Source organism: Salarchaeum sp. III (assembly GCF_036418315.1).
Classification (GTDB): Archaea; Halobacteriota; Halobacteria; order Halobacteriales; family Halobacteriaceae; genus Salarchaeum.
Genome location: NZ_JAZHPG010000024.1, coordinates 1 through 18,307, shown reverse-complemented (window position 1 = coordinate 18,307; position 18,307 = coordinate 1). Strand labels below are relative to the sequence as shown.

Here is an 18,307-nt window from a genome sequence, read left to right as displayed (position 1 = left end):
CCGTCACGGCGGCGAAACAAGAACGTATCGGGTTACAGGCTCGCCCAGTCCACCATTCGCCGGTACGTCTCGTCCGTCCGGAGCGCGGATTCGTCGCCGACGAGCACCATCGCCTTCTTCGCGCGGGAGAGCGCGACGTTCAGCCGCCGGTCGTCCTCGAAAATCGGGCTTTCCATGTCGTCGGACGCGACGAACGACACGACGATGACTTCCTTCGACGACCCCTGGAAGCGGTCCACGGTGTCCACGGCGACGCCGGCCGGGACGCACCGGCCGATCTCGGTGACTTGCGCGCGGAACGGCGCGATGACGCCGATGTCGGCGGGGTCGAGGCCGGCGTCGAGATAGGACTCGACGAGGCTGGTGACGCGCTCCGCTTCGGCTGCGTCCGTGTGCGCGGCGTCGGTTCCCGCGACGTGTTCGAACCGCACGCCCTCCGGAACGCCGGTGACGCCGATGTCCGCGAGCGACTGGCCCGCCACTTCGGCCGTCGCGGGCCGGAGCTGGCCGTCGTAGAACTCGGTCGAACTGAACGCCTGAATCCGCTGGCTCATCCGGTACTGCTGGTCGAGCATCACGCCCGCCTCCGGGTGTTGTTCGATGAGCCGCTCGAACAGGGACTCGGAGAGCCGGCCGCCCGACCGCACGACCGGCGGAAGCTGTTGGTGGTCGCCGACGAGCACGAACGTCTCGGCGCGGTTCGCGGCCGCGAGCGTGTCCGGCTCGGTGAGCTGGGATGCCTCGTCCACGAGCGCAACGTCGAACTCCTGCGAGCGCAGGATGCGCGACCCGCACGTCGCCGTTGTCGCCGCGACCACGTCCGCAGATTCGAGCTTCTCGGCCTGCTCGCGGGGATCGCCGGACTTCGACAACCGATACGTCTGCATATCCTCGCGGACGCCCGACTCCGTGCCGACGCGCACGATGTCGTCGAACCCCTGGTCCTCGATTGCTTCGAGCGCGTTGTCCACCGCGCGGTTCGTGAACGCCGACAAGAGCACGCGCTCGCCCCGCGCGACGAGTTCGCGGACGATGCGGGCGATAGTGTATGTCTTCCCCGTTCCCGGCGGGCCGTGCACGAGCGCGAAGTCCTCCGCGTTCAGCGCCCGATTGACGGCGTCGTTCTGCGCGTCGTTGTTGTCGATGAACGTCTCCGTCCCCGACTCGAACCCGGGGTCTTCCCGGCCGAACAGCACGTCGCGGCGGCGCTCGTCGGACTTGAGGACGAAGTCGTGGAGCGCCGAGAGCATCCGGCTCACGTTCAGGTCGCTCGGATACACGTCGAGTCGCCGGAGTTCGACGGGTTCGTCCGTCGACACCACCACCTCGTCCGCGTCGAGGCGTTCGACGCGCGCCATCTCCGCCGTCCCGTGCACGGGGTCGCCGTCGTTCGCCAGCACGCGGTCGCCCTCCCGAATCTTCGAAGTCGCCGCGGACGGCCGCTTCGCGGTGAGCCGCCACCGGCCGTCGGGGAGTTCCTCCCGGGAGTCGGGTTCGAGGCCGACGATGGCGCGGTCGTCGTCAGCGCGCTCCTCCGGGCTCTGCTTCCAGAGTTTCGCGTACTCCCGATGGACTTCGCGGCGCTCGGCCTCGATGGCGTCGTAGAGGTCGTCGAAGTACTCGCGCTCCGCCTCGGGGAGTTTCCTGCCGATTTGGCCGGCTTTCGACTCTTGGCCGAGTCGCCCGGAGACGACCATGCAGGCGTCCTGCTCGAAGCAGTACTCGCACGTCGCGTTCCCCTCGTAGCCCGTCGGCGTGGTGTCGGAGAATTCGAGCGCGGCGAGGTGGTTGCGGGTGCGGACGACGAATTCGAGGAGGCCCTTCCCGATGCTGAACTCCTTCGCGGGACTCAGGTCGCCGCTGGCCTCGTTGCGCGCCATCGCCGCGTTCTTCGTGTAGAGCAGAGTGCCCGTGTCCGCGGGGACGCCTCGTTCCGAGAGCAACAGCGCGTAGCACGCGGCCTGAATCTTGTCGTGGAAGCGGGGGTCGCGGTTCGTGTTCTTCCCCGTCTTCAATTCGACCGGCATCCCGCGGCGGATGGCGTCACAGCGGCCCTTGATGCCGAACGTGTCCGACACCAGCGTGTACTCCGAACGCCACTCGTCCTCCTCCGTCAGCAATCCCTGATTCAGCCAGCCCTCGATGGCGCTCGCGTTCTGCCGCACGTCCTCCCGCACCTCCGCGAACTCCTTGTCCAGCAATCCGAGTTCGAGGCCGGCCTCCCGCACGCGTTCGTCGATTGCGTCGTCCAGGTCGCGTCCGCGGAGGAGGTCGCCGAACACCTCGTGGACGATAGTTCCTTTCGTCACCGCGTACTTAAGCGGGAGCGCCTGCATCTTCGAGAGGTAGTACTGGCGCGGACACTGCACGAACTCCCGTACGTCCGTCACGTTCACCAGGAACTCCGGCTCCACCACCACGTACGACTCCTTCCCCGTCGCGTACTGCGTCTCTCCCGCGTACTCGCGCTCCTCCGCGTCCGTCACCAGCAACTCCATGCCCGGCGCGAGGTACTCCGCCGACTCCGTCCACTTCCCCCACAGCGACACCTCGCGGAACGAGGACTCCTCGCGGAGCGTCACGTCCAGCACGTCGCGCTCGCCGTACTGCGTGCTCACCGACCGGACCTCCCCCACCTCGGCGACCTCGCCCCGTACGTTCACACACGAGGTAACGGCGGCGCGAGAAAAACGCTGTCGCTCCCCGGAACAGTCTTCGCCTCCGCCAACTCACCCGACACCGCTTCCGCGTCCGCGAATTTCGAATTCCCACCCCGTGGTTGGTCGGTAGGGCGGGATGCGTGGAGTGGGTCGCGGTGCGAGTGGAACGGTCGGCGGAACGCGCGGTTGGTGGTCGGGGGATGATGTGGTTCGGATGGCGATACGCTTACCGTCGTCACGCCGTAACGTCGAGTGTATGCGAGTCCGTGACTGGAAGGACATCGTGGAGGACGTCGTGGATAGCGGCGCGGACCCGGACGGCTGGCGCGCGGTCGCGGGGGACCGGTCCGGCGGCGTCGGCGAGTACCTCTACCTCGGGCATCCGAGCGCGGGCGTCTATCAGCTCAAGACGTACGCGAAGAACCCCTACGAGGTGAAGGGCGCTGGCGCGCGGGTGGCGCGACGGCTGGACGACGAACTCGACTCCTTGTTCCCGGAGAAAACTGGGGGTGGGTTCGCGGTGCAGTCCCCACCGGAGGACACCGAGGACGCCGAGGAGAAGGCGCGGCGACTCGAGGAGGTCGTGAAGACGCACGCGGACGCGCCGACGACGTCCGACGCGCTGTTCGAGGACGTGATGGACGCCATCGACAGCCCCGCGTTCGGGCCGATGGAGTACGACCAGTACGGCCGGCCGAACGAACTCGACGGGCTGTCCGATACCTTCGAGGAGGCGGAGGAACTGTTGACGGAGGAACTCGACGACCTCATTGAGTCCGACGACGTGGGGCGGGGCTTCCAGTAGTCAGGCGGTCCCGTCGATGACGGCCGTGCACTCGTCGACGAACTCGCCGAGGCCCTGCGCCACGTCGCGGTCGAGCGAGACGAGCACGCCACCGTTCTCCGGGTCGTAGAAGTGAATGACTGCGGCGTTCTCGTACAGTTCGACGTTCGCTTGACTCGCGCCGAGCGCGCCGTACCGGTCGTCGTCGCTGATGGGCGCGTAGGCGCGGGCGTTCTCGACCAGGTCGTCGAGGAACGTCCGGAACTCCTCGGTCTTGAGGTCGTCCCGGAGGTAGAGGAGCGTCCAGTCGTCGCTGGTGTACCGGACCGCGCCGCGGAACGCGTCGCCGGCGCGTTCGCGCACCATCCCGAGGAGTCGCTTGTACCGCTCAGACATATTTTCAACCACGTGTCCAAGAGGAAAAACGTTCGGGTCTACGCGACACGCGCGAGCCACCGCCCGGGCGTGTCGAGTTCGTCGCTCCGCGGGAGGTTCTCCTCGGTGTTCCAGACGAGGCTGGCAGTCTCCATGCCGCGCGCGTCCACAACGGCGTCGAAGAACTCCCGGCCGCGTTCGTACTGCTGGCGCTTCAGTCCGAGACCGAGCAGGTGGCGGAAGAGCTTCGTGACGGGGCCGCCGCCGCGCCGGCGCGCGTCGAGTTTCCGGCGGAGGTCGCCGTACTCGCGGTCGAACGCGCGGTCCATCAGCAGTTCGGCGTAGCCCTCGACGGCGGTCATCGCGAGCAACACTTCTTCGAACTCGTCGGTGTCGAGGCGGTACTCGTCTTCGAGTTCGGTGATGCCCGCGCGAAGCCGGGATTCGAGGTAGTCCGTGAGCCACGGCGCGGCGCCGAACTCGGCGGCGTGCGTGACTTCGTGGAAGGCGATCCAGCGGCGGAAGCGCGCGAACGGCACGTCCAGCGAGTCGGCGGCCTCCACGATGTTCGGGTGGACGAAGTAGAGTTCGTGCGCGTCGGCGTCCGCGAGCAGGAGGGGGTCGTACTGGCCGAGGACGTTCCGCGCGAGGAAACCGAGCGCGGCCGACGCGCCGCCCGTGTTCAGGGCACGGGAGACGCCGGGGAACGCGGGTTGTACGTCGTTCAGCGGGCCGAACGCGCGCTCGAACGTCCCGGCGTTCGCGTCTATCCAGTGGTGGCGGTTCATCACGGAGACCGCCTCGGGGACGTCGAAGTCGAGCGTGGAGACCTCGCGGATGCGCTCGCGGGCGTCCCGAACGTCGCCCGCGTAGGCCTCGCGCTCGGCCGTGGTGAGCGTGAGGTCGCCGGGCGGCGTCCCGGCTTTCGCGGCGTCACGAACCGCGTCCCAGTCGACGAGCGAGTCGCCGGACGCGGACGCGACCGCGCGAACGCCCTCGAAAAGACTCATACCTGTCCTCGGTCACCCGACGAAATAGGTCTTGTGCGTCAGTTCAACAGTTTCTTCGCCGCGACCGCGACGCCCGCGAGCACGGCGAGCGCGACCAGTGCGGGAACGAGCGCGGACCCGCTCGAACCGGTCTCGGTCTCTTCGTCGGCGTCGAACGACGATTCCTCGCCGAATACGCTCCCGTCCTCGCCTTCCTCGGGACCGAAGTTCGCCGTGGGCTTGAACTCGCTGTCGTGGAAGTGAATCTCGAAGATTCCCATACCCAACAGTTCGTCGGGGACCGTGTTAGCCGTTATGGGACTGGGGCGCTCGGGTTCCGTGGCGTTCATAGTCACGGGCCTTCGAATCGAAGTATGGACAGAGACCGCCGCGAGTTCCTCGACGCACTCCTCGACACCGCGAGCCCGTCCGGGTTCGAAGCGCCCGCCCAGCGCGTCTGGGTGGACTACGTGGAGGCGTTCGCGGACGACGTTCGCACCGACGCGTACGGGAACGCGGTCGCCGTCTACGAGGGCGGCGACGGCCCCGAGTTCCTCTTCGGCGGCCACGCCGACGAAATCGGCTACATGGTCGCGAAGGTGGACGACGACGGCTTCATTCACCTCACGCCCGTCGGCGGCTCCGACAAATCCGTCTCGAAGGGCCGGCACGTCGTCGTGCACACGGACGACGGCCCCGTGAACGGCGTTATCGGCCAGACCGCCATCCACCTCCGCGACCCCTCGGACGAGGAGTACGACGACATCGGCGAGATGACCGTCGACGTCGGCGCCGAGGACGAGGCGGAGGCGCGCGAACTCGTCTCCGTCGGCGACCCGATCACCGTCGCCGAGGGCGTCCACGACCTCGCCGGGCATAGGGTCGCGGCGCGCGGCCTCGACAACCGCGTCGGCATCTGGGTCGCCGCCGAAGCCCTGCGCCGCGCCGCTGAACGCGGCGTCGACTCCACCGTCTACGCCGTCTCCACCGTTCAGGAGGAAGTCGGCCTGCAGGGCGCGAAGATGGTCGGGTACGACCTCGACCCGGACGCCGCCGTCGCCGTGGACGTGACGCACGCCTCCGACAGCCCCGAGTTCCCCGGCGACAAGCACAACGAAATCAGCCTCGGCGACGGGCCCGTGGTCGCACGCGGCTCCACGAACCACCGCGAACTCGTTGCGGCCGTCCGCGACGCCGCAGACGCCGAATCCATCGACGTGCAACTCCAGGCCGCCGGCGTCCGCACCGGCACCGACGCCGACGCCTTCTACACCAGCCGCAGCGGCGTCCCCTCTCTCAACGTCGGCCTCCCGAACCGCTACATGCACACGCCCGCCGAAGTCGTCGACCAGCGCGACCTCGACGCCGCCGCCGACCTCCTCGTCGCGCTCGCCGACCGCGAAGCCGGCCGCGACGCCTTCACGGTCGACATCTAGGTCCGATATATTTAAGCGTGCGACGGGCTGGTGTGTGGGTATGAGCGGCCGACCTCTCGACATCCTGGAGGACTCCCTCGACGAACCCGTCTCCGTCCACCTCAAGGACGGCGAAATCTTCGAGGGCGTTCTCACCGGCTACGACCAGCACATGAACCTCGTCCTCGAAGACGGCGAAGACACAACCGTTATCCGAGGCGACAACGTCGTTACCATCAAACCATGACCGGCTCCGGAACTCCCAGCCAGGGTAAGAAGAACACCACCACGCACGTCAAGTGCCGCCGGTGCGGCGAGAAATCCTATCACGTCAAGAAGGGCAAGTGCTCCTCGTGCGGCTTCGGCAAGTCCGCCAAACGCCGCGACTACGAGTGGCAGGGCAAGACCGGCGACAACTAACCACCTTTTTCCACCTCGGGTCGCGCAGAGCGCGACCGCTCGGTGCAAAAACCTGGAGGGAAAAAGCCGCGAGCCGGCGGCTCGCGGTAGGGAGTCGGTGTCACTACCGCCTCGCTCCGCCCACCTGACTCAGCTCCCCACCCTGTCCGCTGCGCCCGGCACAAAACTCATAGTAGGCGGATAAGAGCATTCTACGTATGGTCCCGCAAGACGGCGAGCGCGGCTGTCCGAAGTGCGGTCACACGGAGACCGACGTCGGAGAGATTTCGACCACCGGCGGCGGCCTGTCGAAGATGTTCGACATACAGACGAACAGTTTCAACGTGGTGTCGTGTGCGAACTGCGGGTACTCGGAACTCTACCGCGACACGACCTCCGGGACGAGCGACATCGTGGATATCTTCCTCGGATAGATGACCGGGGGCGCGCTCGTTCTCGCCGTCCTCGTGCTCGGCGTCGGCGGGGGGTTCGTCCTGTACGCGCTCGTTCGTGCTGAACACGACAAGCGCGAGCGGATGAACCGCGAGGACGCCGAACGGGAGGCGCGGCGGGACGCCGACGACGGTCAGCGGTCGCGGAGGTAGTCGCCGAGCGCGTTCGAGAGATTGTAGACCGTGTAGACGGCGTACAGCATCACGAGTGCTGCGAGCGCAGCGACGATATCGAACTGGTTGAACCCAAACATAGTGGTAGACTCCCGTGGAGTTTGCATAAACCTTCTGCGGGACGACGAACCCAATATTTACGCATGTTCGTGTATACTTTCTCTTTCAGTTGCGGCGTTGCGCGCACAATCACGGGTGTTTTTATCTGTGGGTGATTCAAGAACTAGCCATGGAAGATGGCGCTGGCGCGAGCCGCCCCGCGACCGGAATGACCGAGAAGTGCGGCGTCGTCGGCATCAGTCTCGCGGAGCGGGACGCGGCGCTCCCCACGTACTACGCGCTGTACGCGCTCCAGCACCGCGGCCAGGAGTCGGCGGGCATCGTCACCCACGACGGCTTCCAGCAACACCAGCACGTCGAGATGGGGCTCGTCGGCGACGCCTTCGACGAGTCCGACATCGACTCGCTCACCGGCAGCACCGGCCTCGGCCACGTCCGATACCCCACGGAGGGAAGCCTCGATAAGTCCTGCGCACAGCCGTTCTCCGTGTCGTTCCGCGGCGGCGCGCTCGGCCTCAGCCACAACGGCAACCTCGTGAACGCCGACGAAGTCAGGGACGAACTCGAAGCGACCGGACACGCGTTCACGAGCGACGGCGACACCGAAGTCATCGCGCACGACATCGCGCGAAACCTCCTCGAAGCCGACCTCGTGCGCGCCGTCAAGCGAACGATGGAGCGCATCCACGGCTCGTACGCGCTCACCATCATGCACGACGACACCGTGATGGGCGTCCGCGACCCCGAGGGGAACCGCCCGCTCTGCATCGGCGAACTCGACGACGGCTACATCATCACCTCGGAGTCCGCCGCCATCGACACGCTCGGCGGCGACCTGGTGCGGGACGTGCAGCCCGGCGAACTCGTCGTGCTCCACGAGGACGGCACGGGGTTCGAGTCCTATCAGCTGTTCGAGCGCGACCGGAGCGCGCACTGCTTCTTCGAGTACGTCTACTTCGCCCGCCCGGACTCCGTCATCGACGACGAACTCGTCTACGAAGTCCGACGCGACCTCGGCCGCGAACTCTGGGCGGAGTCCGGTGTTGACACGGACGTGGTGATGCCGGTACCCGACTCGGGGCGCGCGTTCGCGTCCGGGTACTCCGACGCCGCGCACGAGGACGGCGCGAGCGTCGAGTTCGCTGAGGGTCTGATGAAGAACCGGTACGTCGGCCGCACGTTCATTATGCCGACGCAGGAGGCGCGCGAGCGCGCGGTCCGCCTGAAACTCAACCCCATCAAGTCGACCGTCGAGGGGAAGTCCGTGACTATCATCGACGACAGCATCGTCCGCGGAACCACGTCGAATCAGCTCGTCGAACTCGTTCGGGACGCGGGCGCGGAGGAAGTCCACGTCCGCATCGGCGCGCCCGCCATCCTCGCACCCTGTTACATGGGCATCAACATGGCCACCCGGGACGAACTCATCGCCGCTGATAAGAGCACCGAAGAGATCCGGGACGAGATCGGCGCGGACAGCCTCTCCTACCTCTCCGTGGACGCCGTCGCGTCCGCTATCGGGAAGTCCCGTGACGACCTCTGCCTCGGCTGCGTCACTGGCGAGTACCCCTACGATATCGACGGGGAGACGACCGACCGCGAGGTCGAGCGGCCCGTGGTCGCGTCCGCCGACGACTAAGCCGAGTCGGCCGGTTTTTTCAGCCCAGTCGCACTACCGGCACGCGTGACACGCGCCCTCCCACTCGCCGCCGTCTGCATCGCGCTCCTTCTCGCCGGCTGTGGCGCACCCGTCGCCGATACGTCGACGGCGAGCACGTCACAGTCGACGACCGCCCACCCGACCGCGTCCACGACGACCGAAGCGACAACGACGACCGCAACAACGGCGACCGAGACGACGCCGAACGCGCCGTCCGATGCCGACTACCCGCCGGGCGTCACCGCTGCGGGAGTCGAGAACGCGGGCCGCCTCCTCGCCGCGCACGAGGCGTCGGTCCTCGACCGCGGCGTCCACACCATCGCTCAGACGACCATCGACGGTGTCGTTCGCGAGCAGGCGTTCGGCGTTGTCTCCCAGTCGGTTGTGCGGTTCGCGCCGAACGGGAGTCGCGTCCGCTGGACGAACGCGGGCGTGAACTCGATCAGGAACGAGACAACCGCGCAGGACACGCGATACTACGCGAACGAGACCGCGGTCGCGACGCGTGTCCGCCAGCAGGGGAACGTTACCGCCCGCGAACGCAATCGAAGCGACCTCTACGACGACATCCTCCTGAACGCCGCGAGCCAGCGCCGGGTGCTCCAGTCGTCGCTCGCGAACGCGGAGTACGCGGTGGCGAGCGTCGAGGAGCGCAACGGCACGACCGTGACGACACTCGTCGCGGAGAACGGCACGTACGACGGCGACCGTCCAGTGACGGCGTTCGACGCGACGCTCGAAGTCTCCGCGTCGGGGCGCGTGCTGTCGTTCACGCGGACGCGAACCCTCCGCACCGCCGCGTCGGTCGAACACCACCGGACGGCGGTGACGTGGCGTCCGGTCTCCCTCCCGGTGTCGCCGCCGGCGTGTACGCCGTGGCGTCAGTAGACGACGTAGAGGAGGAGGTAGACGACGATTCCCAGGAAGAAGGAGACGAGCCAGAGCGACGCCGCGACCCGGCCGACGCGCGAGTGCGGCGTCCCGGGAAGCTCCGCGACGGTGTGCGTGCCGGCGAGGACGAGCGCGTACACCACGAGGGGGACGCACACCATCGCGAGCGCCATGTGCACTATCAGTACCGGGAGGTAGAGGAACTGATACACCGCCTCGGGGCCGCCGAACTCGGTCGTGCCGTGGACGACGAGCCGGTAGAGGTAGAGCGCGAGGAACCCCGCGAACAGCAGGGTGCTCGTCGCCATCAGCGCGCGGTGGCGGTCGAACTCGCGGTTCCGCGCGGCCCGCCAGCCGAGCGCGATGGTGGCGATAGCGGTCGCACTGATGAGCGCGTTCAGCGTCGGAATCACGGACACCAACGGCTCGTAGGTCGGGAGGAGCGAGGCGGGAATCACGCCGCGGACCGCCGCGACCACTACCGCGAGCGCGAGGGCGCTCACGACGCCCGCAACCCCGACCGTGTGCCGACGGATGAACGACTGCATAACCCTGTCTTGCGCCGCCCGCGTCAAAACCCTACCGTGCGGCCGTCCCCCAGTCGGCCCGCGAATCGTAGGGGTTTTATTATGGCCGCGGCTACGGTGAAGTGCAGCGAGACACGCGCGAGCGTGGGTAGCCAAGCTAGGCCAAAGGCGCAGCGTTGAGGGCGCTGTCCTGTAGAGGTTCGCCGGTTCAAATCCGGTCCCACGCATCGCCAGCCACAGTGGATGTGTGGCGGATTTGAGCCACGCCGGATTCGTCCGGCGGAGGTTCAAATCCGGTCCCACGCATCGCACCGGACGGACACACCGTCCAACGCTGCGATGCACGGTGATCTCCCCTACCGGGACATCACCCACGCACAACCTTACTGACGAACCAACACCGACCAGCCACGGTGTTCCCCTACCGGGACACTACTCGACTCTGCAGAGTCGAGTCGGCAACTGGGCGGCTACGCCGTCCAGTCGAGCATCCCGAACCCGGAGGGTTCGGGTGGCAGCCGAACCGCCTCGCGGTTCGGCCCGCTCACCCACGCACAACCTTATTGACGCACTCACACCGATAGCAGCGACGGCGTTCGATGGTCGGTATCGCCGTGGTGTCCTTCTGTCCGCTCTCGTGCCGGTAAGCGAGGTGTTAAAATGGGTAGTCCGCCATAGGGGTGTGTATGGCCAAGTATTCGACCGGTGGGTCCTCCGGTGGTGGGTCCAGTGGGTCCTGTGAGCTCTGCGGGACCTCGTCGGAGTCGTTGACGACGGCGAGCGTTGCGGGCGCGGAGTTGCAGGTGTGTTCGGATTGTGCGAACCTCGACGAGTCGTCGAAGACGGAGCGCGAGGTGTCGGAGGAACAGCAGCGTCGGAAGCAGGCGGCGCAGAACACGGCGCAACAGTTCGACGCGGCGTCGGGCGATTCGAAGCGCTGGGAGGAGGAGGGGACGAACTACGAGGGCGACCAGCTCCCGTATCTCTCCTCCGATTACGGGCGGACGATTCAGAAGGCTCGGCAGGCCGAGGGACTGCAGTTGGCGGAGCTGGCGGACGAACTGGAGGTTAGTGAGAACGACCTGCTGGCGGTCGAGCAGGGGCGGGCGAACCGCGCGGGCGTGGGCGGGTCGCTTATCGCGAAATTGGAGGACCGACTCGGTGTGAGCGTGACGCAAGAGTAGTTCTCGCGGCGGTGCGGTGGATAGATCGACGGGGAGCGACCGCTGTGGAACCCGGCGTTTTTTCTCCTCTTCCGGCGAGTATTGCGTATGGAGCTCTCTGCGGAGCAGGAGGCGATTCGGGAGGTCGCACACGAGGTCGCGGTGGAGGAACTCGCGCCCGTGGCGGCCGAGGCGGACCGAACGGAGACGTTCCCGGAGGCCGTGTGGGACACGCTCGGCGACCTCGATTTGACGGCGATGACGGTGCCCGAGGCGTACGGCGGGCTGGACGTGGAGAAACTCACGTACAGCGTGGTGAACGAGGAGCTCGCGTACGGGATGCTGTCGGTGGCGACGGCGCTCTCCGTGCACTGTCTCGCCACGTCCTGTCTGGCGGAGTTCGGGAACGACGCCCAGAAGGAGCGCTGGCTGCCGGCGATGGCGGACGGGCGCCCGGTGGGGGCGTTCGCGCTCTCCGAACCGCAAGCGGGGTCGAACCCGGCGGGGATGGAGACGGAGGCGCGCCGCGAGGGCGACGAGTACGTCATCAACGGGACGAAGCAGTGGATAACGAACGGCGAGCGCTCGGGCGTCGTCATCCTCTTCGCGAAAACGGACCGTGACGACCCGGGGAGCATCACGCAGTTCGTCGTGCCGAAGGACACCGACGGGCTCTCGGTCGGCCCGCGCGAGGAGAAACTCGGTCTGCGCGCGAGCGACACGACGACGCTGACGTTCGACGACGCCCGCATCCCCGCGGAGTACCGTTTGACGCCGGAGGGCGAGGGGTTGTCGGCGGCGCTCCACATCCTCACCGGCGGCCGCGTCGGCATCGCGTCGCAGGCGGTCGGACTCGCGCAGGCCGCGCTCGACGACGCGGTCGCGTACGCGCAGGACCGCGAGCAGTTCGACCAGCCAATCGGGCAGTTCGGGAGTATCCGGGAGAAGGTGGCGGAGATGCGGACCGAACTTCAGGCGTCGCGACTGCTCTGCCGGGACGCGGCCGCGACGGCCGACCGCGGCGAAAACTACCAGGAGGCGGCGGCGATGGCGAAGTATCACGCGAGCGAGGCCGCCGTCGACATCACGAACGAGGCCGTCCAGATTCACGGCGGCTACGGTTACACGACGGATTTCGACGTGGAGCGATACTACCGGGACGCGAAGATTACGACCATCTACGAGGGCACCTCCGAGATTCAGAAGGAGGTCATCGCCCGGGGGCTCCTCGACTAATGGACGGCGTCGTCTACGACCTAGATGGGACGCTCGTCACTCTCCCCGTGGACTGGCGAGCGGTGACCGCCGACCTCCGCGCCCTCCTCGACGCCGAGGGCGTGAACGCCGCCGAGTACGCGACGTGGGGGTTGCTCGACGCCGCCGAATCCGCGGGCGTCGGCGACGAGGCCGAGCGAATCATCAGCGAATACGAGCGGGAGGGCGCGGCAGCCGCGACGCGGCTGCCGTTGGCGGACGAACTCGCGGCGAGCGACGCTCCGGTGGCGGTGTGTTCGCTGAACTGCGAGGCCGCCTGCCGGGTCGCCCTCGAACGCCACGACCTGCTCGACTGTGTCGAGGCGGTTGTCGGTCGGGACTCGGTCGCGGAGCGGAAACCGCATCCGGAGCCGTTGCGGGCGGCGGTGCGCGCGCTCGACGTACCCCCGGAGCGCGCGGTGTTCGTCGGCGACGCCGAACGCGACGAGAAAACTGCGAACCGCGCAGGCACGGACTTCCGTTACGTCGACGGCTGACGCGCGCGCTTTCGCGCGTAGAGGAAGACGGGGACGGCGGTGAGAATCCAGACGACAGCGCCGACGCGGATGGCGAACATCGCCATCGCCGCCCACGTTCTGAGGTCGGTGAACACGGAGAGCAGCGCGACGACGGGCGCGCCGACGACGATGGTGAGGACGAACGTCGTCTGCATCACCCACGCGTAGTCCACGCCCTCCGCCTCGTACGTCTCGACGCGCTCTGGCACACCAGACTACTGGGAGTGTGTCCGCATAAACCCCGCTCTTCCGGTTCGGAAACGCTTACCGGGTTCCTCGCGCATCTCGACGTATGCCGACCGTTCAGGACATCCGTCGGAAGGCGGGCGACGAGCCGATAACCATGCTCACGGCGTACGACGCGCCCACCGCGGCCGCCGTCGAGGCCGCTGGTATCGACATCGTGCTCGTCGGGGACAGCATGGGGAACGCCGTGATGGGCTACGAGTCGACAATTCCCGTGACGATGGACGACGTGGCGAGCCGAACGGGTGCGGTCGCGCGCGCGACGGACGAGACGCTCGTCGTCGCAGACATGCCCTTCCTCAGCTTCGGCGCGAGCGAGTCCGAGAGCGTCGAGAACGCGGGCCGCCTCCTCAAGGACGCGGGCGCGCAGGCCGTGAAACTAGAGTGCGGCGACCACACCGTCGAGCTGACCGACACCCTCACCTCGCTCGGCATCCCCGTGATGGCCCACCTCGGTCTCACCCCCCAGCACGTCAACCAGCTCGGCGGCTACACTCGTCAGGGAACCACCGAGGACACCGCGAGCGAAATCCTCCGTCTCGCCGAAGCCCACGCCGAGGCGGGCGCGTTCAGCCTCGTCCTCGAACACGTCCCCGCGAACGTCGCCGCCCAAATCACCGACGCCATCGACATCCCCACCATCGGCATCGGTGCCGGCCCCGACACCGACGGCCAAGTGCTCGTCGTCACCGACGTGCTCGGCATGACCGACTGGAGCCCGCCCTTCGCCAAGCAGTACGGAACCCTCAAGGAGGACATGGAGTCCGCCATCACCGAGTACAAGCAGGACGTCGAGAACGGCGACTTCCCCGCGAGCGAACACAGCCACACCGCAGAAGACCTCGACGAACTCTACTAACCCACCTTTTTACTGTGAGGGGTCGCTCCGCGACCCCTCCAGTAAAAACCTGGAGGGAAAAAGCCGGTCGCCGGAGGCGACCGGTGAACGGCGCATCGAAGATGCGCCGACAGGAAGTTTGTTTTTCGACACTGTCTCGATAAATTTCTCGGGCGAGTGCGCTCGGTGGGACTACGGACGTGACCGGTCCGCGTACTGAGTTTTCGCGCGGTTCGGTTGTTCCGTTCGTGTGTCCGCGGTACGTGCTGGTGCCAACGGTGTTTAGGTCGATGCGCGTGTACGTCGAAGTACGCAGTCGCCCCACGATAAGTGTGAACCGCAATTCTACCGTTAGTCGAAAGACGCCACCCGTACCACCCACGCTGAAGGAATCTTTAAATACTTAGCGGACTAACTATGAGTTAGCATGAAGGAACGAACCTCCGTCAGCGAGCACGGCGAGATGGTCCGTCAGTACGACTACGACGACCGGACCGTCGTCGCCGCCGACCTCGGTACGAGCGCCGACGACGTCTCCGTGGATATCGTCGACGACACGGCCATCCTCGTCGACGAAACCGGCGAGAGCCGGCAGCGCGAGTTCGACATCCCCACCGGCGACGTGGCGAAAGCAACTATTACGAACGGCGTCGTCACCATCGAGGTGGAACGATGAAACTCACGGTCAAACCGCTGAAACAGAAGGACGCCGGCCGTGGACTGGCCGCCATCGACCGCCAATCGATGCAGGAACTCGGCCTCGAGAACGGCGACTACATCGTCATCAGCGGGAAGGACTCGGGTCGCGCCGTCGCGCGCGTCTGGCCCGGCTACCCCGAGGACGACGGTCAGGGCGTCGCCCGCATCGACGGCCGCCTCCGCCAGGAGGCCGACGTGGGTATCGACGACAAGGTCGAGGTGGAGAAGGCGGACATCAAGCCCGCCGGCGCCATCACGGTCGCGCTCCCGCAGAACCTGCGCGTGCGCGGCGACATCTCCCCGATGGTGCGCGACCGCCTGAGCGGCCGCCCCGTCACCGCCGGGCAGACCGTCCACATCAGCTTCGGGTTCGGCGGCCTCGGGTCGTCGAGCGGCCAGCAGATTCCCGTGAAAATCGCGGACACGGAGCCGGACGGCACGGTCGTCGTCACGGACTCGAGCGAGATTCAGCTCTCCGAGCGGCCCGCAGAAGAGATTCAGACGGGCGGCGGCGAGAGCGGCGACGCAACGCCGAACGTCGCGTACGAGGACATCGGTGGCCTGGACGACGAACTCGAACAGGTCCGGGAGATGATCGAACTCCCGATGCGTCACCCCGAGCTCTTCCAGCAACTCGGCATCGAACCGCCGAAGGGCGTGCTCCTGCACGGCCCGCCCGGCACCGGGAAGACGCTCATCGCGAAGGCCGTCGCGAACGAAATCGACGCGCACTTCGAGACCATCTCGGGCCCCGAAATCATGTCGAAGTACTACGGGGAGTCCGAGGAGAAACTGCGAGAAGTGTTCGACGAGGCGGAGGAGAACACGCCCGCCATCATCTTCATCGACGAGATCGACAGCATCGCGCCGAAGCGCGGTGAGACGAGCGGGGACGTGGAACGCCGCGTCGTCGCGCAGCTCCTCAGCCTGATGGACGGCCTCGAAGAGCGCGGGGACGTGACGGTTATCGCCGCCACGAACCGCGTGGACGCCATCGACCCCGCGCTCCGCCGCGGCGGCCGGTTCGACCGCGAAATCGAAATCGGCGTCCCGGACAAGGACGGCCGCAAGGAAATCCTCCAGGTGCACACGCGCGGAATGCCGCTCGCCGACGGTATCGACATCGACGAGTACGCGGAGAACACGCACGGATTCGTCGGCGCCGACATCGAATCCCTGGCGAAGGAGTCCGCGATGAACGCGCTCCGCCGGGTGCGCCCGCAGATAGACCTCGAATCGGAGGAGATAGACGCGGAACTCCTCGAATCCATCCAGGTCACGGAGGGCGACATGAAGGACGCGCTGAAGGGCATCGAGCCGTCCGCGCTCCGCGAGGTGTTCGTCGAAGTCCCCGATGTCACGTGGGAGAGCGTCGGCGGCCTCGAAGACACGAAAGAGCGCCTGCGCGAGACCATCCAGTGGCCGCTCGACTACCCCGAAGTGTTCGAGTCGATGGACCTCGAATCCGCGAAGGGCGTCCTACTCTACGGCCCGCCAGGCACGGGGAAGACCCTGCTCGCGAAGGCCGTCGCGAACGAGGCGAACTCGAACTTCATCTCCGTGAAGGGCCCCGAGCTACTCAACAAGTACGTCGGGGAGTCCGAGAAGGGTGTCCGTGAGGTGTTCGAGAAAGCCCGGTCGAACGCGCCGACGGTGGTGTTCTTCGACGAAATCGACTCCATCGCGGGCCAGCGCGGCGGGAACATGAGCGATTCGGGCGTCGGCGAGCGCGTCGTCAGCCAGCTCCTCACCGAACTGGACGGCATCGAGGACTTGGAGGACGTGGTCGTGGTCGCGACGACGAACCGCCCCGACCTCATCGACTCCGCGCTCCTGCGGCCGGGTCGACTGGACCGCCACGTGCACGTTCCGGTGCCGGACGAGGACGCGCGGCGCGCCATCCTCTCCGTGCACACCCGGAACAAGCCCATCGCGGACGACGTGGACCTCGACGAGGTCGCGTCGCGCACGGACGGATTCGTCGGCGCTGACCTCGAGGCGCTCGTTCGGGAGGCGACGATGAACGCCACCCGCGAGTTCGTCAACTCCGTCGGCCCCGAGGAGGCCGCGGAGAGCGTCGGGAACGTCCGCGTCACGATGGACCACTTCGACGCCGCGCTCGACGAGGTCGGCGCGAGCGTGGACGAGGAGGTCCGCGAGCAGTACGAGGAGATCGAACAGCGCTTCGAGACGGCGGAGAGTCCCGAACAGGAGGCGTTCGAGACCGGGCACGCATTCCAGTAAGCCCCTCTCGATTTTTCGAAGGCCGTAAGGCGTCTCCCTCGCTAGAGCGTGGTATGATTCCTCCCGGTGCGGACACCGTGCTCGTGCGGCACGGGGACGTCGGTTCGAAGTCCGCGAAGGTGCAGTCCGACATGGAGCGCGTACTCCGGGAGAACCTCAAACGCACGCTCGAATCGCGGGACATCGAGGCGTCCGTGGACGTGCGGTGGGCGCGGATTTTCGCGAGAGGCGACGACGTGGACGCGATAGCGGACGCCGCGACGGACGCCTTCGGCGTCGTCTCCGCCAGCCCGTGTCTCGTGGTCGACCCGACGATGCGCGGCATCCGGCGCGCGCTCGCGAACACCGCCCGCGAACACTACGACGGCGGCGCGTTCGCCGTCGAGGCACGGCGCGCGGGCAGCCACGACTTCACGAGCCAGGACATCGGCCGGGACGGCGGCGAAGCCGTCTGGGAGGCCGTCGCGGACGAGTTCCAGCCCGAAGTCGACCTGGACGACCCCGACATCACCTTCTTCGTGGAGTGCCGGGACGACGCCGCGTACGTCTTCCTCGAAAAGCGCGACGGCCCCGGCGGCCTGCCGCTGGGAACCCAGCGCCCGCTCGTCGCGCTCGTTTCCGGCGGTATCGACTCGCCGGTCGCGGCGTACGAGGCGATGAAACGCGGCGCGCCCGTGATTCCGGTCTACCTCGACCTCGGGCCGTACGGCGGCCCCGACCACGAGGCGCGCGCCATCGAGACGGTGCGCCGGCTCTCCCCCTATGCGTCCGGCCGCGACCTCACCGTCCACAAGGTTCCCGCCGGCCCCGCGGTCGAGCGCGTCGTCGAGGAGACGGGCGCGGAGCGGATGCTCGTCTACCGCCGCCTGATGTACCGCATCGCGGAAGCCGTCGCCCAGGAGGCGGGCGCGGTCGGCGTCGTCACGGGCGAGGCGCTCGGCCAGAAGTCGAGTCAGACC

At 67.2% G+C, this 18,307-nt stretch carries 21 protein-coding genes and 1 tRNA gene; 16 read left to right on the top strand and 6 right to left on the bottom strand.

Annotation, left to right across the window (positions count from 1 at the left end; genetic code table 11):
- Window positions 1-32: 32 nt before the first annotated feature.
- Window positions 33-2,663, bottom strand: a complete 2,631-nt coding sequence (locus U3A55_RS07335) for an ATP-dependent helicase (protein ID WP_330990833.1) — start codon at window positions 2,661-2,663, stop codon at window positions 33-35.
- 253 nt (window positions 2,664-2,916) lie between these two features.
- On the opposite strand from U3A55_RS07335, the gene U3A55_RS07330 reads away from it, so the two are divergent.
- Window positions 2,917-3,465, top strand: a complete 549-nt coding sequence (locus U3A55_RS07330) for a hypothetical protein (RefSeq protein WP_330990832.1) — start codon at window positions 2,917-2,919, stop codon at window positions 3,463-3,465.
- Here the strand turns inward: U3A55_RS07330 and U3A55_RS07325 are convergent, their stop codons facing one another.
- The 3 genes from U3A55_RS07325 to U3A55_RS07315 are packed head-to-tail and all read right to left on the bottom strand — an operon-like array spanning window position 3,466 to window position 5,089.
- Window positions 3,466-3,840, bottom strand: coding sequence for a DUF7522 family protein (locus tag U3A55_RS07325; protein ID WP_330990831.1), 375 nt, complete (start codon window positions 3,838-3,840; stop codon window positions 3,466-3,468).
- A gap of 38 nt (window positions 3,841-3,878) precedes the next feature.
- A complete protein-coding gene (locus U3A55_RS07320) occupies window positions 3,879-4,829 on the bottom strand; it encodes a zinc-dependent metalloprotease (protein WP_330990830.1) in 951 nt (316 codons plus the stop codon).
- Between the two features lie 38 nt (window positions 4,830-4,867).
- Entirely contained in the window at window positions 4,868-5,089 is a 222-nt protein-coding gene (locus U3A55_RS07315) for a hypothetical protein (protein WP_330990829.1), read from the bottom strand.
- Window positions 5,090-5,182: 93 nt separating this feature from the next.
- Here U3A55_RS07315 and U3A55_RS07310 point away from each other — a divergent pair, with 93 nt between their 5' ends.
- From U3A55_RS07310 to U3A55_RS07280, 7 genes are all read left to right on the top strand, one after another.
- Window positions 5,183-6,244: a M20/M25/M40 family metallo-hydrolase gene (locus U3A55_RS07310; RefSeq protein ID WP_330990828.1), complete on the top strand. Its 1,062-nt coding sequence runs from the start codon at window positions 5,183-5,185 to the stop codon at window positions 6,242-6,244.
- Between the two features lie 40 nt (window positions 6,245-6,284).
- On the top strand, window positions 6,285-6,470 hold the full coding sequence (locus U3A55_RS07305; protein ID WP_145848348.1) for an LSM domain-containing protein: 186 nt from the start codon (window positions 6,285-6,287) through the stop codon (window positions 6,468-6,470).
- A complete protein-coding gene (locus U3A55_RS07300; protein ID WP_145848346.1) occupies window positions 6,467-6,643 on the top strand; it encodes a 50S ribosomal protein L37e in 177 nt (58 codons plus the stop codon). The genes U3A55_RS07305 and U3A55_RS07300 overlap by 4 nt, the downstream gene beginning before the upstream one ends.
- Window positions 6,644-6,840: 197 nt before the next feature.
- Window positions 6,841-7,056, top strand: coding sequence for a zinc ribbon domain-containing protein (locus U3A55_RS07295; protein WP_330990826.1), 216 nt, complete (start codon window positions 6,841-6,843; stop codon window positions 7,054-7,056).
- Window positions 7,057-7,227: a hypothetical protein gene (locus U3A55_RS07290; RefSeq protein ID WP_330990825.1), complete on the top strand. Its 171-nt coding sequence runs from the start codon at window positions 7,057-7,059 to the stop codon at window positions 7,225-7,227. It begins immediately after the preceding gene.
- Between the two features lie 250 nt (window positions 7,228-7,477).
- A complete protein-coding gene (gene purF, locus U3A55_RS07285) occupies window positions 7,478-8,947 on the top strand; it encodes an amidophosphoribosyltransferase (protein WP_442978287.1) in 1,470 nt (489 codons plus the stop codon).
- Between the two features lie 45 nt (window positions 8,948-8,992).
- The gene (locus U3A55_RS07280; protein WP_330990824.1) at window positions 8,993-9,856 is read left to right on the top strand and encodes a hypothetical protein; all 864 of its coding nucleotides are present in this window, start codon (window positions 8,993-8,995) and stop codon (window positions 9,854-9,856) included.
- Here the strand turns inward: U3A55_RS07280 and U3A55_RS07275 are convergent.
- The gene (locus tag U3A55_RS07275; RefSeq protein ID WP_330990823.1) at window positions 9,850-10,407 is read right to left on the bottom strand and encodes a DUF420 domain-containing protein; all 558 of its coding nucleotides are present in this window, start codon (window positions 10,405-10,407) and stop codon (window positions 9,850-9,852) included. The genes U3A55_RS07280 and U3A55_RS07275 overlap by 7 nt on opposite strands.
- A gap of 121 nt (window positions 10,408-10,528) precedes the next feature.
- On the opposite strand from U3A55_RS07275, the gene U3A55_RS07270 reads away from it, so the two are divergent.
- The 4 genes from U3A55_RS07270 to U3A55_RS07255 all read left to right on the top strand — a co-directional run bounded on the left by U3A55_RS07270 (window position 10,529) and on the right by U3A55_RS07255 (window position 13,300).
- Window positions 10,529-10,613 (top strand) — tRNA-Leu (locus tag U3A55_RS07270).
- Between the two features lie 459 nt (window positions 10,614-11,072).
- On the top strand, window positions 11,073-11,570 hold the full coding sequence (locus U3A55_RS07265) for a helix-turn-helix domain-containing protein (protein WP_330990822.1): 498 nt from the start codon (window positions 11,073-11,075) through the stop codon (window positions 11,568-11,570).
- An 87-nt stretch (window positions 11,571-11,657) separates the two neighbouring features.
- Window positions 11,658-12,785, top strand: coding sequence for an acyl-CoA dehydrogenase family protein (locus tag U3A55_RS07260; RefSeq protein ID WP_330990821.1), 1,128 nt, complete (start codon window positions 11,658-11,660; stop codon window positions 12,783-12,785).
- Complete coding sequence (locus U3A55_RS07255) at window positions 12,785-13,300, top strand: HAD family hydrolase (RefSeq protein ID WP_330990820.1); 516 nt, start codon at window positions 12,785-12,787, stop codon at window positions 13,298-13,300. Before U3A55_RS07260 ends, U3A55_RS07255 begins: the two co-directional genes overlap by 1 nt.
- Here the strand turns inward: U3A55_RS07255 and U3A55_RS07250 are convergent.
- Entirely contained in the window at window positions 13,285-13,530 is a 246-nt protein-coding gene (locus tag U3A55_RS07250) for a DUF5822 domain-containing protein (protein WP_330990819.1), read from the bottom strand. The two genes, U3A55_RS07255 and U3A55_RS07250, sit on opposite strands and share 16 nt — an antisense overlap.
- A gap of 83 nt (window positions 13,531-13,613) precedes the next feature.
- Between U3A55_RS07250 and panB the strand changes: the two genes are divergently transcribed.
- The 4 genes from panB to U3A55_RS07230 all read left to right on the top strand — a co-directional run.
- Entirely contained in the window at window positions 13,614-14,426 is an 813-nt protein-coding gene (gene panB / locus U3A55_RS07245) for a 3-methyl-2-oxobutanoate hydroxymethyltransferase (protein ID WP_330990818.1), read from the top strand.
- A 406-nt stretch (window positions 14,427-14,832) separates the two neighbouring features.
- Window positions 14,833-15,081, top strand: a complete 249-nt coding sequence (locus tag U3A55_RS07240; protein WP_330990817.1) for a DUF7127 family protein — start codon at window positions 14,833-14,835, stop codon at window positions 15,079-15,081.
- Window positions 15,078-17,348, top strand: a complete 2,271-nt coding sequence (locus tag U3A55_RS07235; RefSeq protein WP_330990816.1) for a CDC48 family AAA ATPase — start codon at window positions 15,078-15,080, stop codon at window positions 17,346-17,348. Before U3A55_RS07240 ends, U3A55_RS07235 begins: the two co-directional genes overlap by 4 nt.
- A 53-nt stretch (window positions 17,349-17,401) precedes the next feature.
- Window positions 17,402-18,307 (top strand): tRNA sulfurtransferase (locus U3A55_RS07230; RefSeq protein WP_330990815.1); only part of this gene is annotated, 906 nt, incomplete at its 3' end.

What these genes read in the sequence shown, in the direction of transcription:
- U3A55_RS07330 (WP_330990832.1), top strand. Translation starts at nt 2,917, where the DNA reads ATGCGAGTCCGTGACTGGAAGGACATCGTGGAGGACGTCGTGGATAGC.
- U3A55_RS07325 (WP_330990831.1), bottom strand. Translation starts at nt 3,840, where the DNA reads ATGTCTGAGCGGTACAAGCGACTCCTCGGGATGGTGCGCGAACGCGCC.
- U3A55_RS07320 (WP_330990830.1), bottom strand. Translation starts at nt 4,829, where the DNA reads ATGAGTCTTTTCGAGGGCGTTCGCGCGGTCGCGTCCGCGTCCGGCGAC.
- U3A55_RS07315 (WP_330990829.1), bottom strand. Translation starts at nt 5,089, where the DNA reads ATGGGAATCTTCGAGATTCACTTCCACGACAGCGAGTTCAAGCCCACG.
- U3A55_RS07310 (WP_330990828.1), top strand. Translation starts at nt 5,183, where the DNA reads ATGGACAGAGACCGCCGCGAGTTCCTCGACGCACTCCTCGACACCGCG.
- U3A55_RS07305 (WP_145848348.1), top strand. Translation starts at nt 6,285, where the DNA reads ATGAGCGGCCGACCTCTCGACATCCTGGAGGACTCCCTCGACGAACCC.
- U3A55_RS07300 (WP_145848346.1), top strand. Translation starts at nt 6,467, where the DNA reads ATGACCGGCTCCGGAACTCCCAGCCAGGGTAAGAAGAACACCACCACG.
- U3A55_RS07295 (WP_330990826.1), top strand. Translation starts at nt 6,841, where the DNA reads ATGGTCCCGCAAGACGGCGAGCGCGGCTGTCCGAAGTGCGGTCACACG.
- U3A55_RS07290 (WP_330990825.1), top strand. Translation starts at nt 7,057, where the DNA reads ATGACCGGGGGCGCGCTCGTTCTCGCCGTCCTCGTGCTCGGCGTCGGC.
- purF (WP_442978287.1), top strand. Translation starts at nt 7,478, where the DNA reads ATGGAAGATGGCGCTGGCGCGAGCCGCCCCGCGACCGGAATGACCGAG.
- U3A55_RS07275 (WP_330990823.1), bottom strand. Translation starts at nt 10,407, where the DNA reads ATGCAGTCGTTCATCCGTCGGCACACGGTCGGGGTTGCGGGCGTCGTG.
- U3A55_RS07265 (WP_330990822.1), top strand. Translation starts at nt 11,073, where the DNA reads ATGGCCAAGTATTCGACCGGTGGGTCCTCCGGTGGTGGGTCCAGTGGG.
- U3A55_RS07260 (WP_330990821.1), top strand. Translation starts at nt 11,658, where the DNA reads ATGGAGCTCTCTGCGGAGCAGGAGGCGATTCGGGAGGTCGCACACGAG.
- U3A55_RS07255 (WP_330990820.1), top strand. Translation starts at nt 12,785, where the DNA reads ATGGACGGCGTCGTCTACGACCTAGATGGGACGCTCGTCACTCTCCCC.
- panB (WP_330990818.1), top strand. Translation starts at nt 13,614, where the DNA reads ATGCCGACCGTTCAGGACATCCGTCGGAAGGCGGGCGACGAGCCGATA.
- U3A55_RS07240 (WP_330990817.1), top strand. Translation starts at nt 14,833, where the DNA reads ATGAAGGAACGAACCTCCGTCAGCGAGCACGGCGAGATGGTCCGTCAG.
- U3A55_RS07235 (WP_330990816.1), top strand. Translation starts at nt 15,078, where the DNA reads ATGAAACTCACGGTCAAACCGCTGAAACAGAAGGACGCCGGCCGTGGA.